This is a genomic window from Micromonospora sp. NPDC000121 (assembly GCF_042899165.1).
In the GTDB taxonomy this organism is placed as follows: domain Bacteria; phylum Actinomycetota; class Actinomycetes; order Mycobacteriales; family Micromonosporaceae; genus Micromonospora.
Genome location: NZ_JBIAZP010000002.1, coordinates 148,914 through 171,300, shown reverse-complemented (window position 1 = coordinate 171,300; position 22,387 = coordinate 148,914). Strand labels below are relative to the sequence as shown.

At 73.9% G+C, this 22,387-nt stretch carries 16 protein-coding genes and 2 tRNA genes; 8 read left to right on the top strand and 10 right to left on the bottom strand.

The features are described 5' to 3' along the window. Nucleotides 1-13: 13 nt before the first annotated feature. Complete coding sequence (locus tag ACFY23_RS06790) at nt 14-2,344, bottom strand: sensor histidine kinase (RefSeq protein ID WP_350686324.1); 2,331 nt, start codon at nt 2,342-2,344, stop codon at nt 14-16. Nucleotides 2,345-2,561: 217 nt separating this feature from the next. Between ACFY23_RS06790 and ACFY23_RS06785 the strand changes: the two genes are divergently transcribed. From ACFY23_RS06785 to ACFY23_RS06770, 4 genes are all read left to right on the top strand, one after another. Beyond that, a complete protein-coding gene (locus ACFY23_RS06785) occupies nt 2,562-3,731 on the top strand; it encodes an acyl-CoA dehydrogenase family protein (protein ID WP_350686326.1) in 1,170 nt (389 codons plus the stop codon). Nucleotides 3,732-4,258: 527 nt separating this feature from the next. After that, a complete protein-coding gene (locus ACFY23_RS06780) occupies nt 4,259-4,528 on the top strand; it encodes a hypothetical protein (RefSeq protein ID WP_350686327.1) in 270 nt (89 codons plus the stop codon). Then, on the top strand, nt 4,528-5,568 hold the full coding sequence (locus tag ACFY23_RS06775; RefSeq protein ID WP_350686329.1) for a hypothetical protein: 1,041 nt from the start codon (nt 4,528-4,530) through the stop codon (nt 5,566-5,568). Before ACFY23_RS06780 ends, ACFY23_RS06775 begins: the two co-directional genes overlap by 1 nt. Nucleotides 5,569-5,767: 199 nt before the next feature. Further along, nucleotides 5,768-8,014, top strand: a complete 2,247-nt coding sequence (locus ACFY23_RS06770) for a DUF4153 domain-containing protein (protein WP_387036699.1) — start codon at nt 5,768-5,770, stop codon at nt 8,012-8,014. Between the two features lie 45 nt (nt 8,015-8,059). Here the strand turns inward: ACFY23_RS06770 and ACFY23_RS06765 are convergent, their stop codons facing one another. From ACFY23_RS06765 to ACFY23_RS06735, 7 genes are all read right to left on the bottom strand, one after another. After that, nucleotides 8,060-8,869 (bottom strand): hypothetical protein, encoded by an 810-nt coding sequence (locus tag ACFY23_RS06765; RefSeq protein WP_350684865.1) that lies wholly within the window; start codon nt 8,867-8,869, stop codon nt 8,060-8,062. A 318-nt stretch (nt 8,870-9,187) separates the two neighbouring features. Then, the gene (locus tag ACFY23_RS06760) at nt 9,188-9,451 is read right to left on the bottom strand and encodes a hypothetical protein (protein ID WP_350684866.1); all 264 of its coding nucleotides are present in this window, start codon (nt 9,449-9,451) and stop codon (nt 9,188-9,190) included. Next, the gene (locus tag ACFY23_RS06755; protein WP_350684867.1) at nt 9,444-9,986 is read right to left on the bottom strand and encodes a sigma-70 family RNA polymerase sigma factor; all 543 of its coding nucleotides are present in this window, start codon (nt 9,984-9,986) and stop codon (nt 9,444-9,446) included. The genes ACFY23_RS06760 and ACFY23_RS06755 overlap by 8 nt, the downstream gene beginning before the upstream one ends. A gap of 284 nt (nt 9,987-10,270) precedes the next feature. Next, a tRNA-Ile gene (locus ACFY23_RS06750) sits at nt 10,271-10,344 on the bottom strand. A 156-nt stretch (nt 10,345-10,500) separates the two neighbouring features. Continuing rightward, nucleotides 10,501-11,742 carry an NAD(P)/FAD-dependent oxidoreductase gene (locus ACFY23_RS06745; RefSeq protein WP_350684868.1) on the bottom strand — a complete coding sequence of 414 codons (1,242 nt, stop codon included), beginning with the start codon at nt 11,740-11,742 and terminating at the stop codon, nt 10,501-10,503. After that, entirely contained in the window at nt 11,732-13,852 is a 2,121-nt protein-coding gene (locus tag ACFY23_RS06740; RefSeq protein ID WP_350684869.1) for an MMPL family transporter, read from the bottom strand. Before ACFY23_RS06740 ends, ACFY23_RS06745 begins: the two co-directional genes overlap by 11 nt. A gap of 208 nt (nt 13,853-14,060) precedes the next feature. Further along, nucleotides 14,061-14,133: transfer RNA gene (locus ACFY23_RS06735), tRNA-Asn, on the bottom strand. Between the two features lie 271 nt (nt 14,134-14,404). On the opposite strand from ACFY23_RS06735, the gene ACFY23_RS06730 reads away from it, so the two are divergent. Then, a complete protein-coding gene (locus ACFY23_RS06730; RefSeq protein WP_350684870.1) occupies nt 14,405-14,809 on the top strand; it encodes a hypothetical protein in 405 nt (134 codons plus the stop codon). A gap of 78 nt (nt 14,810-14,887) precedes the next feature. Here the strand turns inward: ACFY23_RS06730 and ACFY23_RS06725 are convergent, their stop codons facing one another. Both ACFY23_RS06725 and ACFY23_RS06720 read right to left on the bottom strand, forming a co-directional pair. Next, entirely contained in the window at nt 14,888-15,448 is a 561-nt protein-coding gene (locus tag ACFY23_RS06725; protein ID WP_350684871.1) for a TfuA-like protein, read from the bottom strand. A 136-nt stretch (nt 15,449-15,584) separates the two neighbouring features. Continuing rightward, nucleotides 15,585-16,943 (bottom strand): YcaO-like family protein, encoded by a 1,359-nt coding sequence (locus tag ACFY23_RS06720; protein WP_350684872.1) that lies wholly within the window; start codon nt 16,941-16,943, stop codon nt 15,585-15,587. Nucleotides 16,944-17,064: 121 nt separating this feature from the next. On the opposite strand from ACFY23_RS06720, the gene ACFY23_RS06715 reads away from it, so the two are divergent. The 3 genes from ACFY23_RS06715 (at nt 17,065) to ACFY23_RS06705 (ending at nt 22,347) form a co-directional block, all read left to right on the top strand. Further along, entirely contained in the window at nt 17,065-17,577 is a 513-nt protein-coding gene (locus ACFY23_RS06715) for a helix-turn-helix domain-containing protein (protein ID WP_350684873.1), read from the top strand. Nucleotides 17,578-17,823: 246 nt separating this feature from the next. Next, nucleotides 17,824-21,153 carry a ThuA domain-containing protein gene (locus ACFY23_RS06710; protein WP_350684874.1) on the top strand — a complete coding sequence of 1,110 codons (3,330 nt, stop codon included), beginning with the start codon at nt 17,824-17,826 and terminating at the stop codon, nt 21,151-21,153. A gap of 120 nt (nt 21,154-21,273) precedes the next feature. Beyond that, nucleotides 21,274-22,347 (top strand): sugar phosphate isomerase/epimerase family protein, encoded by a 1,074-nt coding sequence (locus tag ACFY23_RS06705; RefSeq protein WP_350684875.1) that lies wholly within the window; start codon nt 21,274-21,276, stop codon nt 22,345-22,347. The last annotated feature ends 40 nt before the right edge of the window (nt 22,348-22,387 follow it).

Sequence of the window (22,387 nt, the reverse complement as noted above, 5' to 3'; positions counted from 1 at the left end):
CCGTCCGTCCCGGTCACGACGCCACCCCCACCGTCCGGCCCGAAAGCAGGTCGACGGACGCCGGGTCGCCAGGGTCCGGCGACGACGCGCCGACCGGCGGCGACGCCGCCGCCCCGCGCGACGACGCACCCTCCAGCGTCGCCGCCGCCCCGCGCGACGAGGCGCCCTCCATGTTCGATGCCGCCGCCCCGCGCGGCGAGGCGCCCTCCAGCTTCGTCGCCGCCACCTCGCGCGACGAGGCGCTCTCCTGCGGGCGCGGCGCGCGGTCCGGGGGCGGCGCCGCCGGGGCGCGGGTGGGCACGGCGCACCGGTCGGCGGGCACCCGGGCCGTGACCAGGGTGCCCCCGGCCGGCCCCGGGCCGACCGCGCACGTCCCGCCCACCCCCTCGGCCCGCTCGCGCATCGACAGCATGCCGACACCGGGCGGCACCCCCGGCGGGATCCCGGCCCCGTCGTCGGCGACGGTGACCGTGAGGCCCGCCTCGTCCACGGTCAGCGCGATGCGGCAGGTCCGGGCGGCGGCGTGCCGGTGCGCGTTACGCAGCGCCTCGGCCACGATGCCGTACACGGCGGTGGCCACCGGCTCGGGCAGCGGCAGCGGGGCCGCGTCGACCTCGACCAGGAGCGGCGCGCCGTCGTACCGTCGGGCCAGCTCGTGCACGGCCGGCACCAGGCCCCGCTCGCCGAGCACCGGCGGCAGCAGGCCCCGGGCGAGGTCGCGGACCTGCTCGACGCTCTGGTCCATCTCGTCGCGCAGCCGCTCCAGCAGCCGGCCGGCCGCGTCCGGGTCTACGACGAGCAGGTTCCGGGCGGCCTGCACGCCGAGCGCCACCCCGGCCAGCGCCGGCCCGAGGCCGTCGTGCAGGTCCCGGCGCAGCTTGCGCCGCTCGGAGTCGCGGGCCTCGGCGAGCCGGGCCCGGGACGCGGCCAGCGCGCCGCTGGTCGCGGCGAGGCTCGCCGCGGAGGAGACCAGCGGCACCAGGTCGAGCAGCGCGGCCCGGGTGCGCCCGTCCAGCCGCTCCCCCGCCCGCGCCCACGCGGTGAGCCGGCCCACCTCGCGCTCGCCCCGGCGCAGCGGCAGCACCAGCGGCGCGCCGGGCGGCCCGGCCGACTCGGCCCGCGCGGAGCAGCCCTCGGGCCCGTCCACCTCGATGGCGCAGGCGCCGAGGCGCAACTGGTCGGTCAGGCTGCGCGCCACCTCGGTGAGCACGTCGGCCGCGTCCCCGGCGGCGCTGATCCGGTGCCCGACGCGGCGCACCACGCGCAACGGCTCGGCCGCCGCACCGTGGATCAACTGGTCCACCCGGCGCTGCACCCGGATCCGGCCCGGCTGCACGCCGATCGCGACCAGCGCCGTGACGAGCACCCCGGGCACCGCCGGGGTGGCCGGCAGGAGCGCGTCCAGCACGGACACCCCCACCACGTACGCGGCGACCAGCAGGAACGTCATCAGGAACCAGACCAGCGTGCGGCGGACCGCGATCTCGATGCCCCACAGCCGCTGCCGGAGCACCACCGCCAGCACGGCCGCCGGGAAGAACGCCTGCGAGGCGAGCATCGCGACGGGGGCCGCCTCGTCGGGCACCGATCGGGCCCAGCCCTCAGGGAGGGCAACGGGGGCGAAGCTCAGGGCGAGCAGCAGCGTGCCGACGGCCAGCCAGCCCAGCCCGACGCGCTCGGCGGGCGCGCCCCGGCGACGGCGGGCGGCGACCCCGGCGGCGGTGAGCAGCCCGAGGGCGGGCACGGCCGCCAGCAGGGCCGGCTGCACCCGCTCGATGAACTCGGCCCACCCGGCGCTGGCGATCCGCAGCGGCGCGCCCGACCCGCTCGCGCCCGGCCCCGGCCAGGTGAGCTGGAACAGCACGTAGCCGGCGACCACCACGGTGCCGGCCAGCACCGCCAGCCGGGCCGGCCGTGGCAGCCGGCCCTCCCGGACCAGCCAGGGCAGCACCACGATCAGCGAGAGCATCCCCGGCGCCCAGGCCCAGTGCCGGGCGGAGGTGAGCAGCACCGGGTCCGGCAGCCCGGGGTGCACCCCGAGCAGGTCGACGTACTGGGCGCTGAGTGCGGCGAACCCGCCGCCGAGCCCCGTGGCGGCGAGCAGCCAGGCGACCGGGTGCCCCCGGCGCAGCAGGATCAGCCAGGCGACCACGCCGTAGACGGCGCAGTCGGTGAAGTCGACAAGGAAGTAGAGCTGGGACAGCCCCCAGGGCCGGCGGGCGAGCACCCAGCAGCCGGCGGTGGCGACGAACAGCAGCGCACAGCCGACGAGGACGAGCCAGGCGGCGACCGGGTGCCGGCGGTCGTCGTGGGTCGCCGCGGGCGGGGGCTGCTGAACGGACATGCCGAAATCCTGGCAGTCGCGGGGTCGGTTGGTGATCCCCCGACGTTCCAGTGCGAATGTCGGTCCGGCGACAGTCGCCCGGAGCACGGCCGGGTCGTCCCGGCCGGGCGGACATCGCGCGGCGCGGGATGTCCCGGGCATCCGGTGCCGGTGTCCCTGGCCCCCGGGCCGCCGGCCGGTCCACCGTGGATGGTGAGCGACGACGCGAGGAGGAACCATGGAGGACCAGCATCGGGGTCGGCTGATCGGGGCGGTGGACGCGCTGATCCCGGAGGTGTCCCGGCGGGCCGGGGAGATCGAGGCGGCGCGGGCTCTCCCCGCCGACCTGCTCGACGGGCTCCGGTCGGCCGGCTGCTTCCGGATGTTCGTCCCCCGCAGCCACGGCGGCTACGAGGCGGACCTGCGCACCGGGCTGCGGGTGTTGGAGACGCTGGCGCGGGCGGACGGCTCGACCGGGTGGACGGTGATGATCGGCGCGGAGACCCCGCACCTGCTAACGATGCTGCCGCGCGACCGGTTCGACAAGGTCTACGCCGACGGGCCGGACGTGGTCGTCGCGGGCGGCTTCGCCCCGCAGGGTCGGGCCGAGCTGGCCGACGGCGGCTTCCAGGTCACCGGCCGGTGGGCGTACGCGAGCGGCGCGCGGCACGCCGACTGGATCTTCGGCAACTGCGTGCTGACCGGGGACGGCGAGCCGCTGCCCGGGCCGGCGGGGGCACCGCCGGAGGTGCGTTCCATGCTCTTCCCGGCCGCCCGGTTCACGGTGCACGACACATGGCACGCGCTGGGCCTGCGCGGCACCGGCAGCCACGACGTCGAGGTGGAGGCCGCGTTCTGCCCGGTGGAGGAGAGCTTCGACCTGTTCACCGGCGCGCCCTGCGTGCCGGGGCCGGGGTTCGTGGCGCCGCTGGTGCACTTCGTCCTGCACCTCGGCGCGGTGGCGGTCGGCATCGCGCAGGGCGCGCTGGACGACATGGTCGCGCTGCTCGACGGCGGCCGGCAGCGCCTCTACGCCCGGCAGTCGCTGGCCGACTCGCCCGCCTTCCGCCTCCAGCTCGGCCGCGCCGACCTCGACGTGCGGGCGGCACGGGCGCTGCTGCGGGACCTGGCCGACGACCTCTGGGCGGCGTGCGCCACGGACCCGGCCGCGATCCCCGGGCTGCACCCGCGCATCTCCGCCGCCCTGCCGTGGGTGACCGAGCGGGCCGCCGCCGCGGTCGACACCTGCTACCGGGCGGCCGGCGGCGGGGCGGCCCGGGACTCGTCCCCGCTCCAGCGGCGGTTCCGGGACATCCACACCTTCAGCCAGCACGCGGCGGCGGCCGAGGGCTGGCTCGGCAACAACGGCGCCCGGGTGCTCGGCCGCCCGGTGGAGCTGGCCTACTGACTCCGGGCCGCATCGGAGGGAACACACAGATGCGCGCTGATCGCAGTCGCCTGACCGACGGAACGGCGGTCGGGTAGCGGACAGGACGCCGGCCGCCTCGGCGTCGCACTGTTGTAGCAGGTGAGAGGCGTAAGGATGGCGGGCCACATCCCATTCCTCGGGTCCGGCGGGGACAGCACCGTCCCCGCCGACGCCGCCATCACCCGAGCCCGGCCCCACGACGGCCCCGGCGTAACGCAGCGCCGACCGGCCCGCACCATGCGAGGCCGCGCTCCGGCAGCCACCGTCCCGGGCGCCAGGGCCGGTGCCGCCGCACCGACACCGACGTCACCACTCCGGCGGCCGTCGAGCCGCGCGGCGCCCCCCGAGCCGAGCGCGTCGACGAGTCGTACGCCGGACCGGTCCCCGGCCGCGCCGTCGCGTGCCCGGCGGACCGGTCGTCGCCCGACCCCGATCCCTCCGCAGCCGGACCGGCCGTGACCACGCGCCGGAGCCGGTCCGGCGACCGAGCCCGAGAGGAGCCGGCAATGGCCGCTCCCACCGCCACCGCATCCCTGAACGCCTCGACCTACTCGCCCGGCGACCAGATGACCCTGACGGTCACCTACGGCGACGCCGACACCAAGCCGGTGACCGTCACGATCGTGGTCACCGACGCGCAGGGCAACAGCAGCGCCCCCGTCAAGGTCACCGCCGTCATCGACCCGCTCACCGTCACCGTCACCGACGACTCCGGCCGCACCTGGACCCGGCTGTCGGACAACGGCTCGGTGGCCGTCTACCGGGCGGTGGCGTGATGCCCCGGGTCACCGTCACGGTGCGCGACAACGGTGGGCGCACCGCCACCGCCACCGCCGACTACACGATCGCCGCGCCGGTGCTGGGCGGCTACTACCTCTCCGGCAACGCCGACCCGACAACCGACATGGCCGGCGGGAACTTCCGCTCACTGACCCAGTACCGCAGCCTGGCCGACGGCTACACCTTCCCCGGCTACCAGCGCCCGTGGCTGGTGACCCTGGGCAAGGCCGGGGTGCGGGTGAACATGGTGCTGGAGCTGAAGCACTACGGCGGCGGGTCCACCTTCGGGCCGCAGTCCTTCGCGGTGGACGGCGCCACCTACACCGTCCCGGCGCCCGCGATGACCATCCAGCAGCGGCCCGGCACGACCTGGCCCCGGGCGTACGGCTACAGCCAGGTCCTCGCCGGGCACTGCGACGGGCTGCTCGCCCGCGCCCTGTCCCAGTACCGGACCCTGGGGTTCGGGGTGAACATCCAGCTCGCCTCCGAACTGGACACCGACCACGAGTTCGGCACCACCGAGGCGGGCGTCAGCTACACCTGGGCCGAGTCGGACGCCCGGGCGGTGCGGGCGATGACGTACATCGTGGACTGGTTCAAGGCGCGGCAACTGCCCGCCGGCACCACCTTCTCCGTAGGGGTGGGCGGCTTCGACCGGGCCTGCTTCCAGCGCACCCACCCCGAGGCGCTGATGGCGAAGCTCGACTTCCTCCAGTGGAACGTCTACGCCACCAGCCCCACGCACACGGCGCTGGCCCGGTTCCGCCGGGTGAAGGACTGGGCGGTGGCCGACCTCGGCCCGGTCGCGCTCTCCCGACCGGTGATCATCGCCGAGTGGGGCGTACGGGTGGCGGAGGTCCCGGACCAGGCGGCCTGGATCGCCACCGTGCCGGCCGCCATCGCCCAGCTCAACGCCGAACGGGGGCCCCGGATCGTACGGACCAACTACTTCAACTCCGGCTGGGGCACGCTGTCGCCGAAGCCGGCGGGGCTGGCCGCGCTGCGGGCCGCGTACGCCACCCGGCCGTACGTCTGACCGGCCCGGCGGCGTCGGGTCCCCACCCGGCGCCGCCGCCCGTCGGACGCCTGACGGCCGGCGGATTCGTACGGCCGCTGAACCCGCCGGCCATCCGACATCACCTCGGGTGCGGGGCGGATCGCGGAGCGTTCACCGGGCGGCGCGGGGATCGGGATCGGTCGTACAGTGTGCGGGCCATTCGATCGAGGAGGGTCCCGTGACCCAGCCGCCACCGGTACCGGAGTCCCCGGAGCCCGCCGGAAGGCCCGCGAGCACCGACGGTGAGAACCCCGGGCACGCGACGCCGTACCTGCTCGTCATGCCGCCCGTCGACGGGGCGCCACCCACCATGGTGTGGCCCGGGGCGGAGGGCACGCCCGCCTGGGCGATCCCGGTCAGCATCCCGGCGGGCACGCGCGGGTACGCCGTGTTCATCCCGCTGGTGCCGGCCGCCGCCCCGACACCGACGGGCACGGACACCGGCCCGGCCGCCGCCCCGCCGACGCCGGCCGCCCCGGACACCGGCCCGGCCGCCGCTCCGCCGACGCCGGCCCACACGGACACCCGCCCGGCCGTCGAGCCGCGGCAGGCGGGCGGGGAGGTCCGACCGGCCGTCGTGCCGCGGCAGGCGGACCCGGACACCCGACCGGCCCCGACGGCCGCTGCGGGCGCGAAGGGCTCGGGGTCGGCCGTCGAGCCGGCGCCCGTGGCCGCGCGCCCGGAGCCGGCGTCCCCGGCCGGGAACGCGTCGCCCTCCGCCGCCGGCGCGCCGCCCGCCGGCGCCGCCCCGACACCTGCGGCGAGCACGCCGCCCCAACCGGCCACCGCGCCGGCACCCGCCGCCACACCGACGCCGGTCGCCGCCCCGCCACCGCCCGCCGCCCCGCAGCAGGCGGCGTACGGGACCGGTACGCCGGCCGGGTGGCCGCCGCCGTACCGCGGCTACCAACCGCCACCGATCCGGCCGTCGTTCCTCGAGACGCGGTGGCCGGGGCCCGCAGCGGCCCGGGACCGCTCCGTGCCGGCCGCCGTCCTCGCCGGGGCGCTGGGGCTGGCGTGCTTCGTGCCGCTCACCCGCACCGGCATCGGCTGGTTCCTGGGCTGGCTCATCCTGACCGTCGCGGTGGTCATCGCGGTCCGCCGCACCGGCGCCGACCTGCCGCGCGCCGAGCGCTGGGTCCGCGCCGGCTGGGCGGGGGCCGCGCTGGCGCTGCTCTCGGTCCTGGCCTTCCGCAACGCCTGGTGGCTGGTGACGTTCTGCGTCCTCGGGGCGCTCGGCTGCGCGACCCTCGCGATCGTGGGCGGCCGGCTCGTACGCTCCATCCTGTTCAGCCTGGTGGCGGCGCCCTTCGCGGCGCTGCGCGGGCTGCCGTGGGTGGGCGGCCACCTCCGGGCCCCGGCGAGCCCGGGCCTGGCCCGCCGCGTCGTCGGGTCCGCCGCGGCCACCGTGGCCGCGCTGGTCGTCTTCGGCGCGCTCCTCTCGTCGGCCGACGGTGCCTTCTCCGTGGTGCTCGACGGGCTCATCCCGGAGGTCGACGCCGGCGCGAGGTTCCAATGGCTCTTCCTCGCCGGCATCGGTGGGCTGAGCGCGGTCGCCGCCGTCTACACGCTGGCCGCGCCTCCGGACCTGTCGACGGTGGACCGGCCCGGCACGCCCCGCCTCGGCGTCGTGGAGTGGGCACCGGTGATCACCGCACTCACGTTGCTGTTCGGCGGTTTCGTGGCGGTGCAGTTCACCGTCCTGTTCGGCGGGGAGCGGCACGTGCTGCGCACCGCCGGCCTCAGCTACGCCGAGTACGCACGCAGCGGGTTCTGGCAGCTCGTCGTCGTCACGATGCTCACGCTGGCGGTGCTCGCCGGGGTGGCCCGCTGGGCGCGGCGGGAGCGCCCGGTCGAGCGCCACCTGCTCCGGATCCTGCTCGGCCTGCTCAGCGCGTTCGGCTTCGTCATCGTGGTGTCGGCGCTGTCCCGGATGTACACGTACCAGAAGGCCTACAGCTTCACCGGGGAACGTCTCTTCGTGATGGCGTTCGAGCTGCTGCTCGGCACCGTCTTCCTGATGATCCTGGCGGCCGGGATCCGGTGGCGGGGCGCCTGGATCCCCCGGCTGACCGTGGCGCTCGCCGTGGCGATGCTGCTGAGCCTGGCCGTGCTCAACCCCGAGGACTACGCGGCGCGCCGCAACATCGCCCGCTACGAGCAGACGGGGAAGATCGACGCCTGGTACCTGCGGGCGCTCTCGGCCGACGCGACGCCCGCCCTGTCCGGCCTGCCCGATCCGGTGCGCCGCTGCACGCTGAGCTGGATCGCGGACGACCTCGACGAGCCGGACCCCTGGTACGCCTGGAACCTGGGCCGGGTCCGGGCGCGCCAGGCGCTCGACCGGGTCGGGCCGGGCGCCGTCGGCGGCAGCCGCGACTGCAAGGCCGCCGACCAGTTCGACCTGCCCAAGAGCCGCCGGTGACCCGCCCGACGCCCCCGGCCGGCCGGGGGCGTCGGGTCGGAAGGGTCACCAGGGCTCGGGGATGGTGATCGCCACGCACCGCTTGGTGCCGGGGACCGGCTGGTAGCAGGCGGACGCCTCCAGGTTGTTGGTCAGGTCGGACCGGTGGAAGGACACGCTGCCGCCGTTGACGCAGGTGCCACCGCTGGTGGTCACGCCGCCGGTGACCTTGCCGGTGGCGCAGCCGACCGTGCCGGCGGTCTTCTCCACCGTGTTCAGCGAGGAGCGCTGGTCCGCGTACTGGTGGGCGCCGTAGCCGGTCAGCCGCACGCCGGGGCGGGTCACCGTGTACTGGAACGCCGTCGAGGTGTAGTACGACCAGCTCGCGCCGGTGCCCACGGTCCGCATCTCCGGGTCGGTGGACGAGCCGGGGACGAACATGGCGAAACCCTTGTCCTGGGTGGTCGTGCCCGGGATCATCCGGTAGACGATCACCAGGAGCCCCTGGCTGTAACTACCGGTGGAGTAGGTCAGGTAGCTGCCGTTGCCGCAGGTGGTCCGGTCGGCGATGTAGCCGACGCCGTTGGCGTAGAGCATCACCCGGGCGCAGCGGGCGTCGTCGGCGGTGTCCTCGATGGTGCCGACCGTCGTGCTCGTGCCCGAGTTGTCGGTGGCGTACCCGGTCAGCCGCACGCCCGGCAGGGTGCCCGCGTACTGGTAGGCGGTGGGGTGGTAGTAGCTCCACGAGGCCGACCAGCCGCTGCCGGACGGCAGCGCGAGCGCGGGCGAGGCGGGCAGCAGGGCGGCGACCAGTGCGGTGACCAGGGCCGCGACCAGCATCGTGCCGGTCGACCGCCATCGGGGGTGGGTCCTCATCGCTCCTCCGATCACTACGACGCGCGGACACCCCGGCGTCAGGATCAGGTTGGCCGAGGGCGTCGGCCGCGAAGACGGCTCAGTCCCGAAGCGGACAGCCGGATCGACGTCAGTCGTCCGCGCTCCCCTGCCCGGCCCACCCTGACGCCCGAGCCGACTACGAAGCAGACGAACGGCAAACCCGACAGCGCAACGTAACCGCCCGCATCCGGTCCCACCTCGTAGAACAAGGTAGGGGTCAAGGTGGCTGCGGACCCGCACCGCCGAAGGTGACAGCGATGCGGGCGGAACCGTGGATTCGGACGTTCTCCTGCGCCCCTACGTCGTCCTCCTCCTCAGCTCGCAGCGACCGTCGGTGCAGGAGCGCCGCAGGCGCCCCATCGAAAGCGTCTGTACGAGGCCGATCGCCCAACACATCGGACATCCGCGGAGCGCGAGCAGGCCGACGGGGAGCAGCAGCAGGCTCACCGGGCCGACGACCGGCAGGAGTGCGATCGAGCCGATCAGCCCGCCGAACCCGACCACGCCACGGGCGAGGTGCCGTGGCAGAGACTGGCTGGCGAATGAGGGGCCGTCAGCCATCGGTCATCCCTGTCCGCAGGGTGCGGTGCACCGAGGCGCGGGCGCGGTGCAGCCGGGACTTCATCGCGGCCGTGCTGAGGCCGAGCGCGTCGGCGACGGCCCGGCCCGGGAAGCCCTGGATGTCCCGCATGATCAGCACATGACGCTGGTCGGCGGGCAACGCGGCGATCGCCTCGGCGACGCGGCCGGCCTCGAGACGTTGCAGCACCTCGTCCTCGGCCGACGCCGCGACGATGTCGGCCACCGGGGCAGGGCGATGGCCGACGAGCCGCAGCCGCCGAAGGCATTCGTTGCGCACGATCCGAAACATCCACGATGCCAGCGCCCCAGAGGCACGCAGCGTGCCAATCTTGCGGTAGAGGATGATCAACGCCTCCTGCGCCGCATCCTCGGCATCTTCGGGCGTGGCGCACAGCGTGTGCGCGAACCTCCGCACGCCCGGATACGAGCCGGAGACCAACGCGGTGATCGACGCGACGTCCCCCCGCTGGGCGCCGAGAACCAACTGCTCGCTCGGCCATGCCGTCTCAGCCACGGGAACGTCCCCTCCGCCAGCGCAGGAACACGGCGCACATGCAGACCACGAGGGCTCCGACGGCGATGGCAACCCACCATACGAGGTCCATGTCATCCTCCAGTTCTCCGCCGGCGCGTCTCGCCGGCACAGGTAAGAGGCGACGAGTCCGTCAGAGGATTCAGGTCCTGACCGACCAGATGCAACGCCGAGGTGCTCGTCCGCACCCGACGAGAAGGCTGCCACTTGCACGAAGATCGTCTGCGACAGCGACCCCGTGCGGGGCCGCTGGCCGGCGGGAGGAGTGGGGCGGGCGGGACTCGAACCCGCGACCGAGGGATTATGAGTCCCCTGCTCTAACCGGCTGAGCTACCGCCCCGGCACCGCGCCGGATCTTATCCCGCCCGGTCGATCACCGGCCAGCACGAACCGGCACCGTCGCTCATCGGCGTCCTCGGCGCGGCAGCACGATGGGCAACGCGAGGATAACAGCGAGCAGCCGAGCCGCTGAGCCCCGTACCCGCCGATCGGGGCGTCAGGAGCCCCCGCGCAGCTCCGCCAGGACGGCCCCGGCGGCGCGCCAGCCGCTGGCCAGCGCACCCTGGATGGAGGGGCTGTCCCGGTGGTCGCCGGCCACGAACAGGCCCTCCCCCAGCGCCACCGGCTTGCGCAGCCGCCCCTGTGGCGGCGGTGCGGCGGGCAACGCGTCCGGGACCGACACGGTGGTCAGGTGCGTCCAGTCCGCCGTGGACCGTCCGTAGAGCCGGGTCAGCTCGGCCCGCACGGCCGGCTCGGGCGGGGCCGACGGGCCGACCACGGAGGTGGCGATCAGGTGCTGCCCGGCCGGCGCGTACGTCGGCGCGGCCCGGCTGACCACCACCGTGTTCGCGACGATCTCCCGCCGGTCGCCGTCGACGAGCAGGATCGGCTCGTCCAGCGGCGCCTCCTGCGCGCTGTGGTAGTACGTCGTGTAGGCGTGCATGCGTACCGCCGGCAGGGCCGGCAGCAGCGTGGCCGCCGCCGGCGGGTCGACGGCGACCACGACGGCGCGGCAGCGGATGTCGCCGGCCTGGGTGCGGACCCGGCCGGGCGCCACCGCCGAGACCGGGGTGTCCAGGTCGATCAGTTCGGCCGGCAGCGGGTCGGCGACGGCGCGGGGCAGCGCCGCCATCCCCTCGGCGGGCAGGCCGATCCGGCCCCGGGCGAAGGATCGCAGCACCATCGACAGCACGCGGCTGGAGGTCTCCAGCTCCCGTTCGACGAAGACGCCGGAGAGGAACGGCCGCAGCAACTCCTCGATGATCGTGTCGGAGAGGCCGGCGCGGCGCAGCGCGGTCTCGGTGGTGGTCTCGGGCGCGGCGAGCAGCCGATTCTTCGGCAGCGTGGCGCAGCCGGTGGCGAGCGCGGCGAGGCGCAGCCGGTCGCGCAGCGACCCGACGCCGGCCAGGGCGGTGCCGGGCGCGCCGGTGGGCTCGCGGAGCGGGTTGACCAGGCGGGTGAGCCGGTCGCCCTTGCGCACCAGCACCCCTGGGGTGAAGTGGCCGAGGCGCAGCCGGTCGACGTCGAGCAGGGTGCCGAGCCGGGGGTAGGCGGTGTTGAGGACCTGGAAGCCGCGGTCGAGCAGGTAGCCGTCGACCGCGTCGGTGGCCACCCGGCCGCCGAGCCGGCCGCCGGCCTCCAGCAGCCGCCACGGCACGCCGGCCCGGTGCAGCCGCCGGGCCACGGCCAGGCCGGCCAGGCCGCCGCCGACCACGACCACGTCGGTCTCAGCGAGCATCGCGCGCCTCCCGCTCACCGTTCGTCCGGGACAGCCGGCCCGGCCACCAGATTTTCGGGCCGATGTCGTACGCCAGCGCGGGCACCAGCAGCGAGCGGACGACGACGGTGTCGAGCAGCACCCCGACCGCGACCGCGACGCCCAGCTCGACCAGCACCACCAGCGGCAGCACGGCGAGCGCGGAGAACGTCGCGGCGAGCACGACCCCGGCGGAGGTGATCACGCCGCCGGTGACGGCGAGGCCGGTGAGCACGCCGGCGCGGGTGCCCCGCCTGACCGACTCCTCGCGGACGCGGCTCATCAGGAAGATGTTGTAGTCGATGCCGAGGGCCACCAGGAAGACGAAGGCGAAGAGCGGGAACGAGGCGTCCACGCCGGGGAAGTCGAGGACGTGGCGGAAGATCAGCGCGCAGAGGCCGAGGGTGGCGGCGAAGCTGAGCAGCACGGTCGCGATCAGCAGGATCGGCGCGAGGAGCGCCCGCAGCAGCAGGGCCAGGACGATCGCGATCACCGCCAGCACGACCGGGATGATCACGTTCCGGTCCCGCGTCGAGGCGTCCGACGTGTCGACGTTGATCGCGGTGAAGCCGCCGACCACGGCGTCCGAGCCGGGCACCGCGTGCACCGCCGCCCGCAGCTCCCGGACGGCCCGCTCGGCGCCGTCGCTGTCCGGCGGGTCGGCGAGCGTCGCCTCCAGTTGCACCCGGCCGTCGACGACGACGGGCGGCGCGTTCGGGTCGGGCGGACCGGCCCGGTCGGCGGTGACGGGCCGGACGGCGGCCACCCCGGGCACGCCGCGGGCCGCGCCGGCGACCTGCTCGACGGCCTGCTGGTTGGTGAAGATGGTCGCCGGGCTGCCGGTGCCAGCCGGGTAGTGGCGGGCGATCACCTCCTGGCCGGCGACCGAGTCGGTGCGCTCGGTGAACAGGTCGGACTGCCCGAGCGTGGTCACGCCGAGCTGGGCCAGCCCCAGCGCGAGCACGGCCAGCGCGAGGGTGGTCAGCACCCAGACTGGCCGGGCCCGCCGCGCCACGAAACCGGCGATCCGGCTCCAGATGCCGTGCCCGGTGCGCGGGTCGGCCTGGTCGGGCCTGGGCCGGCGCGGCCAGAACGCCCACCGCCCGCCGAGCACCAGCAGGGCGGGCAGGAAGGTGAGCATGACCAGCAGGGTGGCGGCGATGCCGATGGCGGCGACCGGGCCGAGCGCCTGGTTGGAGTTCAGGCTGGACAGCAGCAGGCAGAGCAGGCTCAGGATCACCGTGCCGGCGGAGGCGACGATCGCCGGGGCGGCGCCCTTCCAGGCGGTCCGCATCGCGTCCCAGGGGCGCTCGTGCCGGTGCAGTTCCTCGCGGTAGCGGGCGACGAGCAGCAGCGCGTAGTCGGTGCCGGCGCCGAAGACGAGCACGGTGAGGATGCCCTGCGCCTGCCCGTTGAGCTTGATCACGTCGGCGTCGGCGAGCAGGTAGACGAAGACGGCGGCCAGCGCGAAGGACATCCCTGCGGCGAGTAGCGGGAAGACCCACAGGACGGGGCTGCGGTAGACGACGAGCAGGATGACCAGCACCACGCAGAGGGTGACGACCAGCAGGGTGCCGTCGACGGCGGAGAAGACCTCGATGAGGTCGGCGAGCAGGCCGGCGGGCCCGGCCACGTCCACGGTCAGCCCGTCGCGGTCCCCGCCGGCGATGGCGCGCAGTTCCTCGACGACCGTGCCGATCCGTTCGCCGTCGGCGTCGTCGATCGGCACCACCACCTGGAGGGCCTGCCCGTCCTCGCTGGGGATCGGCGGCGGCAGCGGGCCGACCACCCCGGGCACCTGGGCGAACCGGGCGGCGTCGGTGGCAGCCCGCCGCGTGTCGGTGTCGGTGATGCCGCTGGCGCGTTCGTAGACCACCAGGGCCGGCATGGTCTGCCGCGCGACGAACCGTCCGGACAGCTCCTGCGCCCGGGTCGCCTCCGCGCCGGCGGGCAGGAACGAGGCGTTGTCGTTCGTCGCGACCTCGCCGAGCCTGCCGGAGAACGGCCCGGCGACGGCCCCGATGACCAGCCACGCGAGCACGACCGCCACGGCGACGAGTGTGATCCTGCCGTGGCCTCCTCTTCCGGGCATCCGCACCCACCCCAAGTATCGACGCACCGATCGACGCAGCGGGAGTCCAAGTCGACACCGACCATCCTGCCGGCCGGGAGCGCCCGCGGTGGCGGAAACCGGGCGGTCGGCGGGCACGGAAACAGTGGGCGGCGACGGCCGGCCGATTCGGCGGGGCGCGGAACGACGAACGCCCGCCGGCGGGGCCGACGGGCGTCAGGTGTGGAAGCTCCCCCGTTTGGACTCGAACCAAAAACCTGCCGGTTAACAGCCGGCTGCTCTGCCAATTGAGCTACGGGGGACCGCTGCGTCGTCCGGTGCGGATCTCTCCGCGCCGTGCGACGGGGACAAGAGTACAGGACTCCGGGGGGTGTTGGTCCAGGGGGTTACCCCCGGGGTCCGTGCCCCGTCGGCACGACAATAAACCAGACAAATCGTCATCACGGCACAAGGAGGCATGAGCCGAGAGCAGGATGGGTAGTTAGCTGCGGACAGAGGAGACAGGCGCGATTTGGTCGCCTCCGGCGGGGTAAGCCGCCGGACGACGGCGCGTCAGGTACGGAAGGAGCCGCCATGCGCGGAAAGATCATGTTTCTTGGCGGGCTGGCTGCGGGCTTCGTCCTGGGCGCCCGTGCCGGTCGGGAGAAGTACGAGGAGCTGATGGTCCGGGGCCGCAAGGTGCTCGACCACCCGACCGTCCAGGAGGCGGCCGGCGTCGCGCAGGCCCAGGCGACCCGCCTCTACAGCGAGGGCAAGGACAAGCTCGGCCAGTCGAAGCTGGGCGAGAAGCTGAGCAGCAACGGCCACAAGCAGGAGCTGACCGCCGCCGACGACGCGTTCGCCGGGACGCCGGCCACGGTGGGGGCCAAGGCGGGCTCCGGCTCGTCGAGCACCGGCTCGGCCTCCGGGTCGACGTCGGCGACCACCACCCCCCGCAGCAAGCCGTCCGGCTCGGGCACCAACAACAGCGCCCTCTGATCGCACCTTCGAGCGGGCCGGTCGCCAGCTGGTGACCGGCCCGCTCGTGTGCGTACGGGACCGGACGCCCCCGTTCCGTCATCCGTCCGGACCTCGTACGCTCGACCGCTCGGGTTCCTGTTCCCGGGCCACCGCGCGGCGCACCTCCATCAACAGTTGCCGGGCGTCGTCCCGCCTGACGTTCGGAGCCAACTCGACGAAGAACCGCCGGACGGCCGCACAGGACCCGGCGTCCACCTCCCGCGCGAGGCGGGCGAGCACGGCGGCCAGTGACCGCTGCGGGTAGTGGAGACCCTTGGCGACGGCCAGAAACCGGTCCGCCAGGCCGGCGTCGACCACCCCGGCGGAGACGGCCGCCGCGATGCCGAACCGCAGGTTGATCATCGCCTCGGACATCGGGCGCAGGGACTCCCGGTCGTACGTCATGGCCACCTCGTCGTCCGCGTCGACCTCCCCCGAGGCGTACGCCTCGTACACCCGGCCCACGCCGACCATGCCGAACGGCGCGCACTCCGCCGCCCGCAGCGCGCCCATGCTCGAGGAACCGAGGACGAGCACGCCGCGGTCGACGGCCCGGAGCACCTCGTTCGGCGAGATCGCCGTGCCGTGGCGGAACACCCCGTCGACCAGGCCGACCACGGCCGGCGGGTCTCCAAGGCGAGCAGCGCGTCGAGGTCGCCCCGTTCGACGGGAGGCTGGAACTCGATGCCCGGGCCCGGCGGCACGGGCCAGCCGTGGAGCGTGGGGCCGACGAAGACGACGGCCGTCCCACCGGTCATGACGCCCTCCCCACCAACGTCGGACTCTCGTCCGCCCGGAGCGCCCGGACCGCTCGGTTCCAGGCCCGGGTGGCGCGGTGGCCGATCTTCGACCGATCGCTGCCCCACGATTCGAGGCCCGGCACGAGGACCCTGACGACGTGCACCGGAATGTCGGGCGGGGACAGGTCCACGACGAGCACCCGACGCAGGCCGCCGGCCCGGAGCCGGTCGAGCATGAAGCGGATGTCGGCCGCGACGTCGTCGCCGGGGTGGGACGGGAGGTCCCGAACGCCGCGTCGGGGGGCGTCCGGGTTCCATACCCACCGCGCGTCGTCCACGAGGGAGGACCGCCGGTGCCGGGCGCGGTGGGCGGGCACGTCGGCCCCCGGCAGTTCGAGATCCTCCCGGGTGGCCGACACGTCCACCGCGCGGGACTGCGCACACTCGGTGATCGCCCGGACGAGGGCCGTCCCGACGTCCGGATCGGCGCCGGAGCCGCCGTGCGTCTGCGCCGCGGTCGGCCCGTTGTCCTCCCGAGCGACCGCCAGGACGGTGGGGACGCCGATGTCGGAGGTGAGCAGGACGAGGTTCAGCGGTACGCCGGCCTCGGCGAACCGCCGCGCGAGTTCCCGCGCGGGTGGCGGTAGCGAATCGTTGTCGATGTGCGGGTGCTCCTGCCGTACGCGGTCGAGAGCGGCGCCGAGAAGCGCCCCGCCGTGGCGGTGCCGCAGGGTGTGGCCGAGCTGTGCGCTGGCCACTTCGGCCAGCGTCAACGCGTCCCGTTCGATCACCTCGCACAGCGCGTGGCGGACGGCCTCCTCCACCGTGTTGCCGGAGGCCAGGCCGTTGGAGGAGACCAGCGTGTGGCACGGTGGTCCGCTGACCGACCCGTACGCCACCGCCGAGTACGGGACGAGGACCTCCTCCTGGCTGAGCAGATCCCACCCGGTAACCCAGTAGATCGGTCGGTCGTCCCGGTAGTGCCGGTGCACGGAGATGCTGTGGTCGCCGGGAGCCATCGCCGGACGTCCGGCGGCGCGCAGTTCCGCGTACGAGACGACCGTGTCCGGTCGCATGGGCCGGGCGGCCACGTGCCGCTCCACCGCCTCCATGACCGCCGAGGTCCTGGCGTCGGCCGCGCGGAGCCCCTTGCCGCTGTAGATCGAGGCGAGGTCCGCGGACCGTGGGACCACCGCGTTGTAGACCGGGATGCCCAGGCGGTCCAGGCCCGTGATGTCCGCGACCCGGGTCAGCCCGATCCGTGAGAAGGACGGCCGCACCCGGTCGTACGTCTCCTCGGCGGTGCACTCCCGGTGCCGTCCGCCGCCGTCGGTCCTGGCCGCCCGCGCCCCGGGGCGGACTTCGCTTCGCACCTGATCACCCTTTCTCCACGACGGCTCCGACACGTGGGCCGCACCTCGGTTTCCCTCCCGACCTCCACGGCGAGAGAACCATCCCTCCCGTCATGCGTCAACAGGTGTGTACGCTTTCGGTGTGACCCGCACGCCACCTCCCGATCCCACCGCCGTCCGGATCTCCTCGCCCGCGCAGCACCGGGCGCTGGCGCACCCGCTGCGCCACCGGGTGCTGCTGGCCCTCGGTCGCCAGCCGGCGACCATCAGCCAACTCGCCGTCATACTCGACAGCGGCAAGGGCACCATCGCCTACCACCTGCGAGTGCTCCGCGATGCCGGCCTCGTCCGCGTCGCCGAACTGAAGCAGGTGCGCGGCGGCACCGAGGTCTACTACCGCCGCACCGCGCCCATCCAGGTCGACGCCTACGACCCGGCAGGCACCCAGGCCCTGCTGCACGCCGTGTCCGAGGAGATGACGGCCAGCCCGCGCGACCCGCTGGTGCTGCTGCGCAGCGTCCGGCTCACCGACGCTCAGGCCGAACAGCTGAGCGCCACCCTCACCGCGCTGGTCGCCGAGGTCGCAGACGGGGAGCCCGAGGCGCCCCGCCACACCCTGATGATCACGATGTACCAGGCCGACCCGGCCGGCTGACCATGACGTCGGGCGGTTGCCGGTGAGGCGCCCGGCCCGCCCCGACCCACCCCTGCGGCCACTTTCGCCGATTTGAAGCAAAAGTTCGGGCCATCCATCGAAAACTTCCGCCGCCAACCTCTTCACTTTGGTCCGAGGCGCAAATATCGTCCTGCGTAGAACCTGGCCAGGCTCTTGGTACTCCCCGCGACCTCCTCAGCGACGTCCCGGCGCTGAGGCGGACCCGCCCGACCAGAGCGAGGTTCGATGCGCAGACCGATCGGCCGAAGGGCCGCCACCTACCTCAGCCTTCTCACCCTCGTCGGCGCGACGCTCGTCGCGGCGGCCCAGCAGCAGCCGGCGCCGGCACTCGCCGCCCCGGCCCCGACCAGCAACGGCATCGAGTACAAGGTCCTCGTCTTCACCCGGTCGGCCGGTGGCAGCCACACCGCCACCGCCGCCGGCGTCGACGCGATCCGCCAGCTCGGCAACGACCGGCGCTTCACCGTCGAAGTGACCGACGACGCGCGCAAGTTCGACGAGGCGCACCTCAAGCAGTTCCGCGCCGTGGTGTTCCTGAACACCTCCGGCGACGTCCTCGCCGACGACCAGCAGGCCGCGTTCGAGCGGTACTACCGCGACGGCGGCGGCTTCGTCGGCGTCCACTCCGCGATCGAGGCCGAGCCCGGCTGGTCCTTCCTGGACGACGTGCTCGGCACCCGGGCGGTCGGCTCCGCCACGGCGGCGGCCCCGGCCACGGTCACCGTGGCCGACCGGGTGCACCCGGCCTCCGCGACCCTGCCCGAGCGCTGGGCGCACACCGACCGGTGGTACAACTTCGCGGCCAACGTCCGGGGCGTCTCGCACGTCCTGGCCACCGTCGACGAGAAGACGTACGCCGGCGGGTCGATGGGCTTCGACCACCCGGTCACCTGGTGCAAGGACCACCAGGGCGGCCGGTCCTTCTACACCGGACTCGGCGCGACGCCGGAGAGCTTCGGCAGCACCGACCTGCGGGCCCACCTCGGCGGCGCCATCCAGTGGGCGGCCGGCGTCACCAACGGCGACTGCGGCGCCACCGTCCTGGCCAACTACCAGATGACGGTGATCGGTGCGCAGCCCAACGTCAACGAGCCGATCGGCTTCGACGTGCTCCCCGACGGCCGGGTGATCCAGACCGACCGCCGTGGCGGCGTACGCCTGCACGACCCGGAGAGCAACGAGACCACCGTGCTCGCGCAGATCCCCGTCTACACGCACAGCGAGGACGGCATGTACGGGCCGGCGATCGACCGCGAGTTCGCCACCAACCGCTGGGTCTACCTTTTCTACGCGCCCCCGCTGGACACCCCCACGGGCGGCGCGCCGACCACCAGCACCGACCCGGCGGCCTGGGACCGGTGGAAGGGGTACTTCCAGCTCTCCCGGTACAAGTTCGTCGACGGCGAGACGCCCTCCCTGGACCTGGCCTCGGAGCAGAAGATCCTCCAGGTGCCGGTCGACCGGGGCGCCTGCTGCCACGTGGCCGGCGACATCGCCTTCGACTCGAAGAACAACCTCTGGCTGGTCACCGGCGACGACACCCCGGCCGGCGGCGGTGGCTCCGGCGGCTTCTCCCCGCACAACGACTCGGTGAGCGCCACCGGCGTCTACCAGGCGCCGTTCGTCGACGCCCGGCGCAGCTCGGCCAACACCAACGACCTGCGCGGCAAGATCCTGCGCATCTCGGTGCAGGCGGACGGCAGCTACACGGTGCCGGAGGGGAACATGTTCCCCGAGGCGGCGGACCCGGGTGACAAGACCCGCCCGGAGATCTACGCGATGGGCTTCCGGAACCCGTTCCGGATCACGCTCGACAAGAACGACGTCGCCTACGTCACCGACTACTCCCCCGACTCCTCGACCGCCGCGGTGGGCCGGGGACCGGCGGGCACAGGCCGGATGATGGTGGTCGACAAGCCGGCGAACTACGGCTGGCCGATGTGCGTACAGCCGAACCTGCCGTACATCGAGATGAACTGGACCACCAGCCCGATCTCCCCGGTCGCGCCCTTCGACTGCGCGGCGCCGCGGAACACCTCGCGGCACAACACCGGCCTGACCGAGCTGCCCGCGGTGGAGAAGTCGGAGCTCTGGTACTCGTTCCAGGCGCCGACGCCGTGCCCGGAGTCGTACCTGTCCACCCCGACGCGAACCTGTCCCGTGCTCTTCCCCGAACTCGGCACCGGCGGCGTGGGCCCGCACGGCGCGGCGAAATACGACTTCGACCCGGAGCTGAGGTCGGAGACGAAGTTCCCCGCGTACTTCGACGGCGCGATCTTCTTCGGCGAGTTCACCCGGGACACCCTCAAGGAGGTCCGGCTCGACGCCCAGGGCGACATCCTGAAGATCAACAACGTGTTGAACTGCGGGCAGGCGCCCACCACGCCGGCCAAGCCGTTCCTCTGCGACAACCCGATGGACATGAAGTGGGGCGCCGACGGCAACTTCTACCTGCTGACGTACGGCGACGGGTTCTTCAACGTCAACCCGGACGCGGCGATGCTGAAGTTCAGCTACGTCAAGGGCCTGCGGGCACCGAACGCCGTGCTGAACGCGACCCCGACCAACGGTCACGCCCCGCTGACCGTCGCCTTCTCCAGCGAGGGGTCGAAGGACCCGGACCCGGCGGACTCCATCTCGTTCGCCTGGGACTTCGACGGCAACGGCACGACCGACTCGGTCGACCCGAACCCGACGCACACGTACACGGTCAACGGCGTCTACACCGCACGGCTGACGGTGACCGACTCCAGCGGCAAGAGCGCGTCGGCGAACACCACCATCACGGTGGGCAACACGGCGCCGACCGTCACCGTCAACACCCCGCTCGAGGGCGGCTTCTTCCAGTGGGGTGACGGGATCCCGTGGTCGGTGACGGTCACCGACCCCGAGGACGGGCCGGTCGACTGCGCCAAGGTCGAGGTGACCTTCGTGCTCGGCCACGACGAGCACGGCCACGGCGAGGCCAACCAGTTCGGCTGCTCCGGCGTGCTGCCCACGGAGGCCGACGACGCCTCCCACGGCGGCTACATCTACGGCGTCGTCAGCGCGTCCTACACGGACGGCGGGGCGAACGGGCAGCCGGCGCTGACCACGGTGGACCAGCAGATCATCCAGGACAAGCGGCAGCAGGTCGAGTTCGCCCGGGACCAGTCCGGGACCACCGTCGGCACCAGCGCCGACACCGGCGGCGGGCAGCAGCGCGGCAGCCTCGACCCGGGCGACTGGATCGCGGTCAACAACACCGTGAACCTGACGAACATCGAGTCGGTGACGCTGCGTACCTCCGGTGGCAGCGCCGCGACCGCCGGGCAGCCGCGCTTCGGCGTCCAGTTCCGGCTCGACTCGCCCACCGGGCCGGTGGTCGCCACCGCCACGGTCAACGCGACCACCGGCAACAACGCCTTCACCAGCACCACCGTGCCGATCACCGACCCGGGCGGCACGCACCGGCTCTACCTCGTGTTCACCACCGTCCCCGGCGGCCCGGCCAGCGGTTTCGGAAACCTCAACTGGATCGAGTTCACCGGCCAGGGGATCGGCGTCACACCGTAGCCGCCGCCGTGGCCGGCCGCCGCGCGGCAGCCGGCCACGGCGACCCACCGACGTGCCCGGGTCACCGCCGGTGGCCCCGGCCCGGCTCCACCCTCCCCGCACCGAGAAAGGCAGCAGCACATGAACGACAGTCAGCACGGGATGAGCCGTCGCCGCATGCTCGGCGCCCTCGCCGGCGTCGCCGGCGCGGCGGCCGTCGGCGCCACCGGACTCGCCTCCGCCGCCGGCGCCAACGGCAACGGCGTGCTCGTCCCGCCCGGCAAGCGGGGCATCATCCTCTACAGCGTCCGGGACCGCATCGGCGCCGCCCCGGACACCAGCGGAGTGCCGTACGGCTTCGAGCGGGTGCTCGGGCGGCTCGCCGAGATCGGATACAAGGAGGTGGAGTTCGCCGGCTACAACCAGCACACCTCCATCCTCGGCCGGCAGATCACCGCCGCCGAGATCCGCAAGATCCTCGACGACAACGGGCTGCGCGCCAACGGCTCGCACGCCTCGATCCCCGGCACGGTCACCCCGGACACCATCGCCGCGTTCGAGCGGACGCTGGACACCGCCGAGATCCTCGGCATGACCCACATCGGCACTGGCAGCGACCCGACCGGCAGCAACTACAAGGCCGACTGGGACGCCGCCGTCGACCGGTGGAACACCTTCGGCGAGATGGCCGCCGCCCGCGGGCTGAAGCTGTACACGCACAACCACGACGCGGCGTACAACTTCCTGCTCGACAGCGGCCCGCTGGACGCCCTGGGCCGGCCGACCCGGTCCTCCGGGGTGCGGAAGCTGGAGTACTTCATCGCGCGCACCAACCCGGAGTGGGTCTGGTTCGAGATGGACATCTACTGGGCGCACGTGGCCCAGCACCGGTTCCGCAGCTACACCGACCCGGACGGGGTGGTGCAGACCACCGTCTTCGACCCGCTGGCCGTGGTCGCCGCCCAGCCCATCCGGTTCCCGCTGTTCCACGCCAAGGACGGCGCGTTCAACCCCGCCAGCAGCGCGGGGTACGACATGGTGCCGCTCGGCCAGGGCGACATCGACTACGGCGGGTTCTTCGCCAACATGGGCGCGAAGGGCTACCACAACCCGATGTGGGAGCAGGACAACGCGCCGGGCGGCACGACCGACCCGGGCCGGTCGCTGCGGTACGCGGAGATCAGTTTCCAGCACATGTCGGGTCTGCGGGGCTGACGGACCCGACCCGCACCAGGGGCCGCGTCCGGGACGACCG

Excerpts from the sequence above, each read along its gene's own strand:
- ACFY23_RS06710 (WP_350684874.1), top strand. The coding sequence starts at position 17,824 with ATGCGCAGACCGATCGGCCGAAGGGCCGCCACCTACCTCAGCCTTCTC.
- ACFY23_RS06790 (WP_350686324.1), bottom strand. The coding sequence starts at position 2,344 with ATGTCCGTTCAGCAGCCCCCGCCCGCGGCGACCCACGACGACCGCCGG.
- ACFY23_RS06740 (WP_350684869.1), bottom strand. The coding sequence starts at position 13,852 with ATGCCCGGAAGAGGAGGCCACGGCAGGATCACACTCGTCGCCGTGGCG.
- ACFY23_RS06765 (WP_350684865.1), bottom strand. The coding sequence starts at position 8,869 with ATGAGGACCCACCCCCGATGGCGGTCGACCGGCACGATGCTGGTCGCG.
- ACFY23_RS06705 (WP_350684875.1), top strand. The coding sequence starts at position 21,274 with ATGAACGACAGTCAGCACGGGATGAGCCGTCGCCGCATGCTCGGCGCC.
- ACFY23_RS06780 (WP_350686327.1), top strand. The coding sequence starts at position 4,259 with ATGGCCGCTCCCACCGCCACCGCATCCCTGAACGCCTCGACCTACTCG.
- ACFY23_RS06730 (WP_350684870.1), top strand. The coding sequence starts at position 14,405 with ATGCGCGGAAAGATCATGTTTCTTGGCGGGCTGGCTGCGGGCTTCGTC.
- ACFY23_RS06745 (WP_350684868.1), bottom strand. The coding sequence starts at position 11,742 with ATGCTCGCTGAGACCGACGTGGTCGTGGTCGGCGGCGGCCTGGCCGGC.
- ACFY23_RS06775 (WP_350686329.1), top strand. The coding sequence starts at position 4,528 with ATGCCCCGGGTCACCGTCACGGTGCGCGACAACGGTGGGCGCACCGCC.
- ACFY23_RS06760 (WP_350684866.1), bottom strand. The coding sequence starts at position 9,451 with ATGGCTGACGGCCCCTCATTCGCCAGCCAGTCTCTGCCACGGCACCTC.
- ACFY23_RS06785 (WP_350686326.1), top strand. The coding sequence starts at position 2,562 with ATGGAGGACCAGCATCGGGGTCGGCTGATCGGGGCGGTGGACGCGCTG.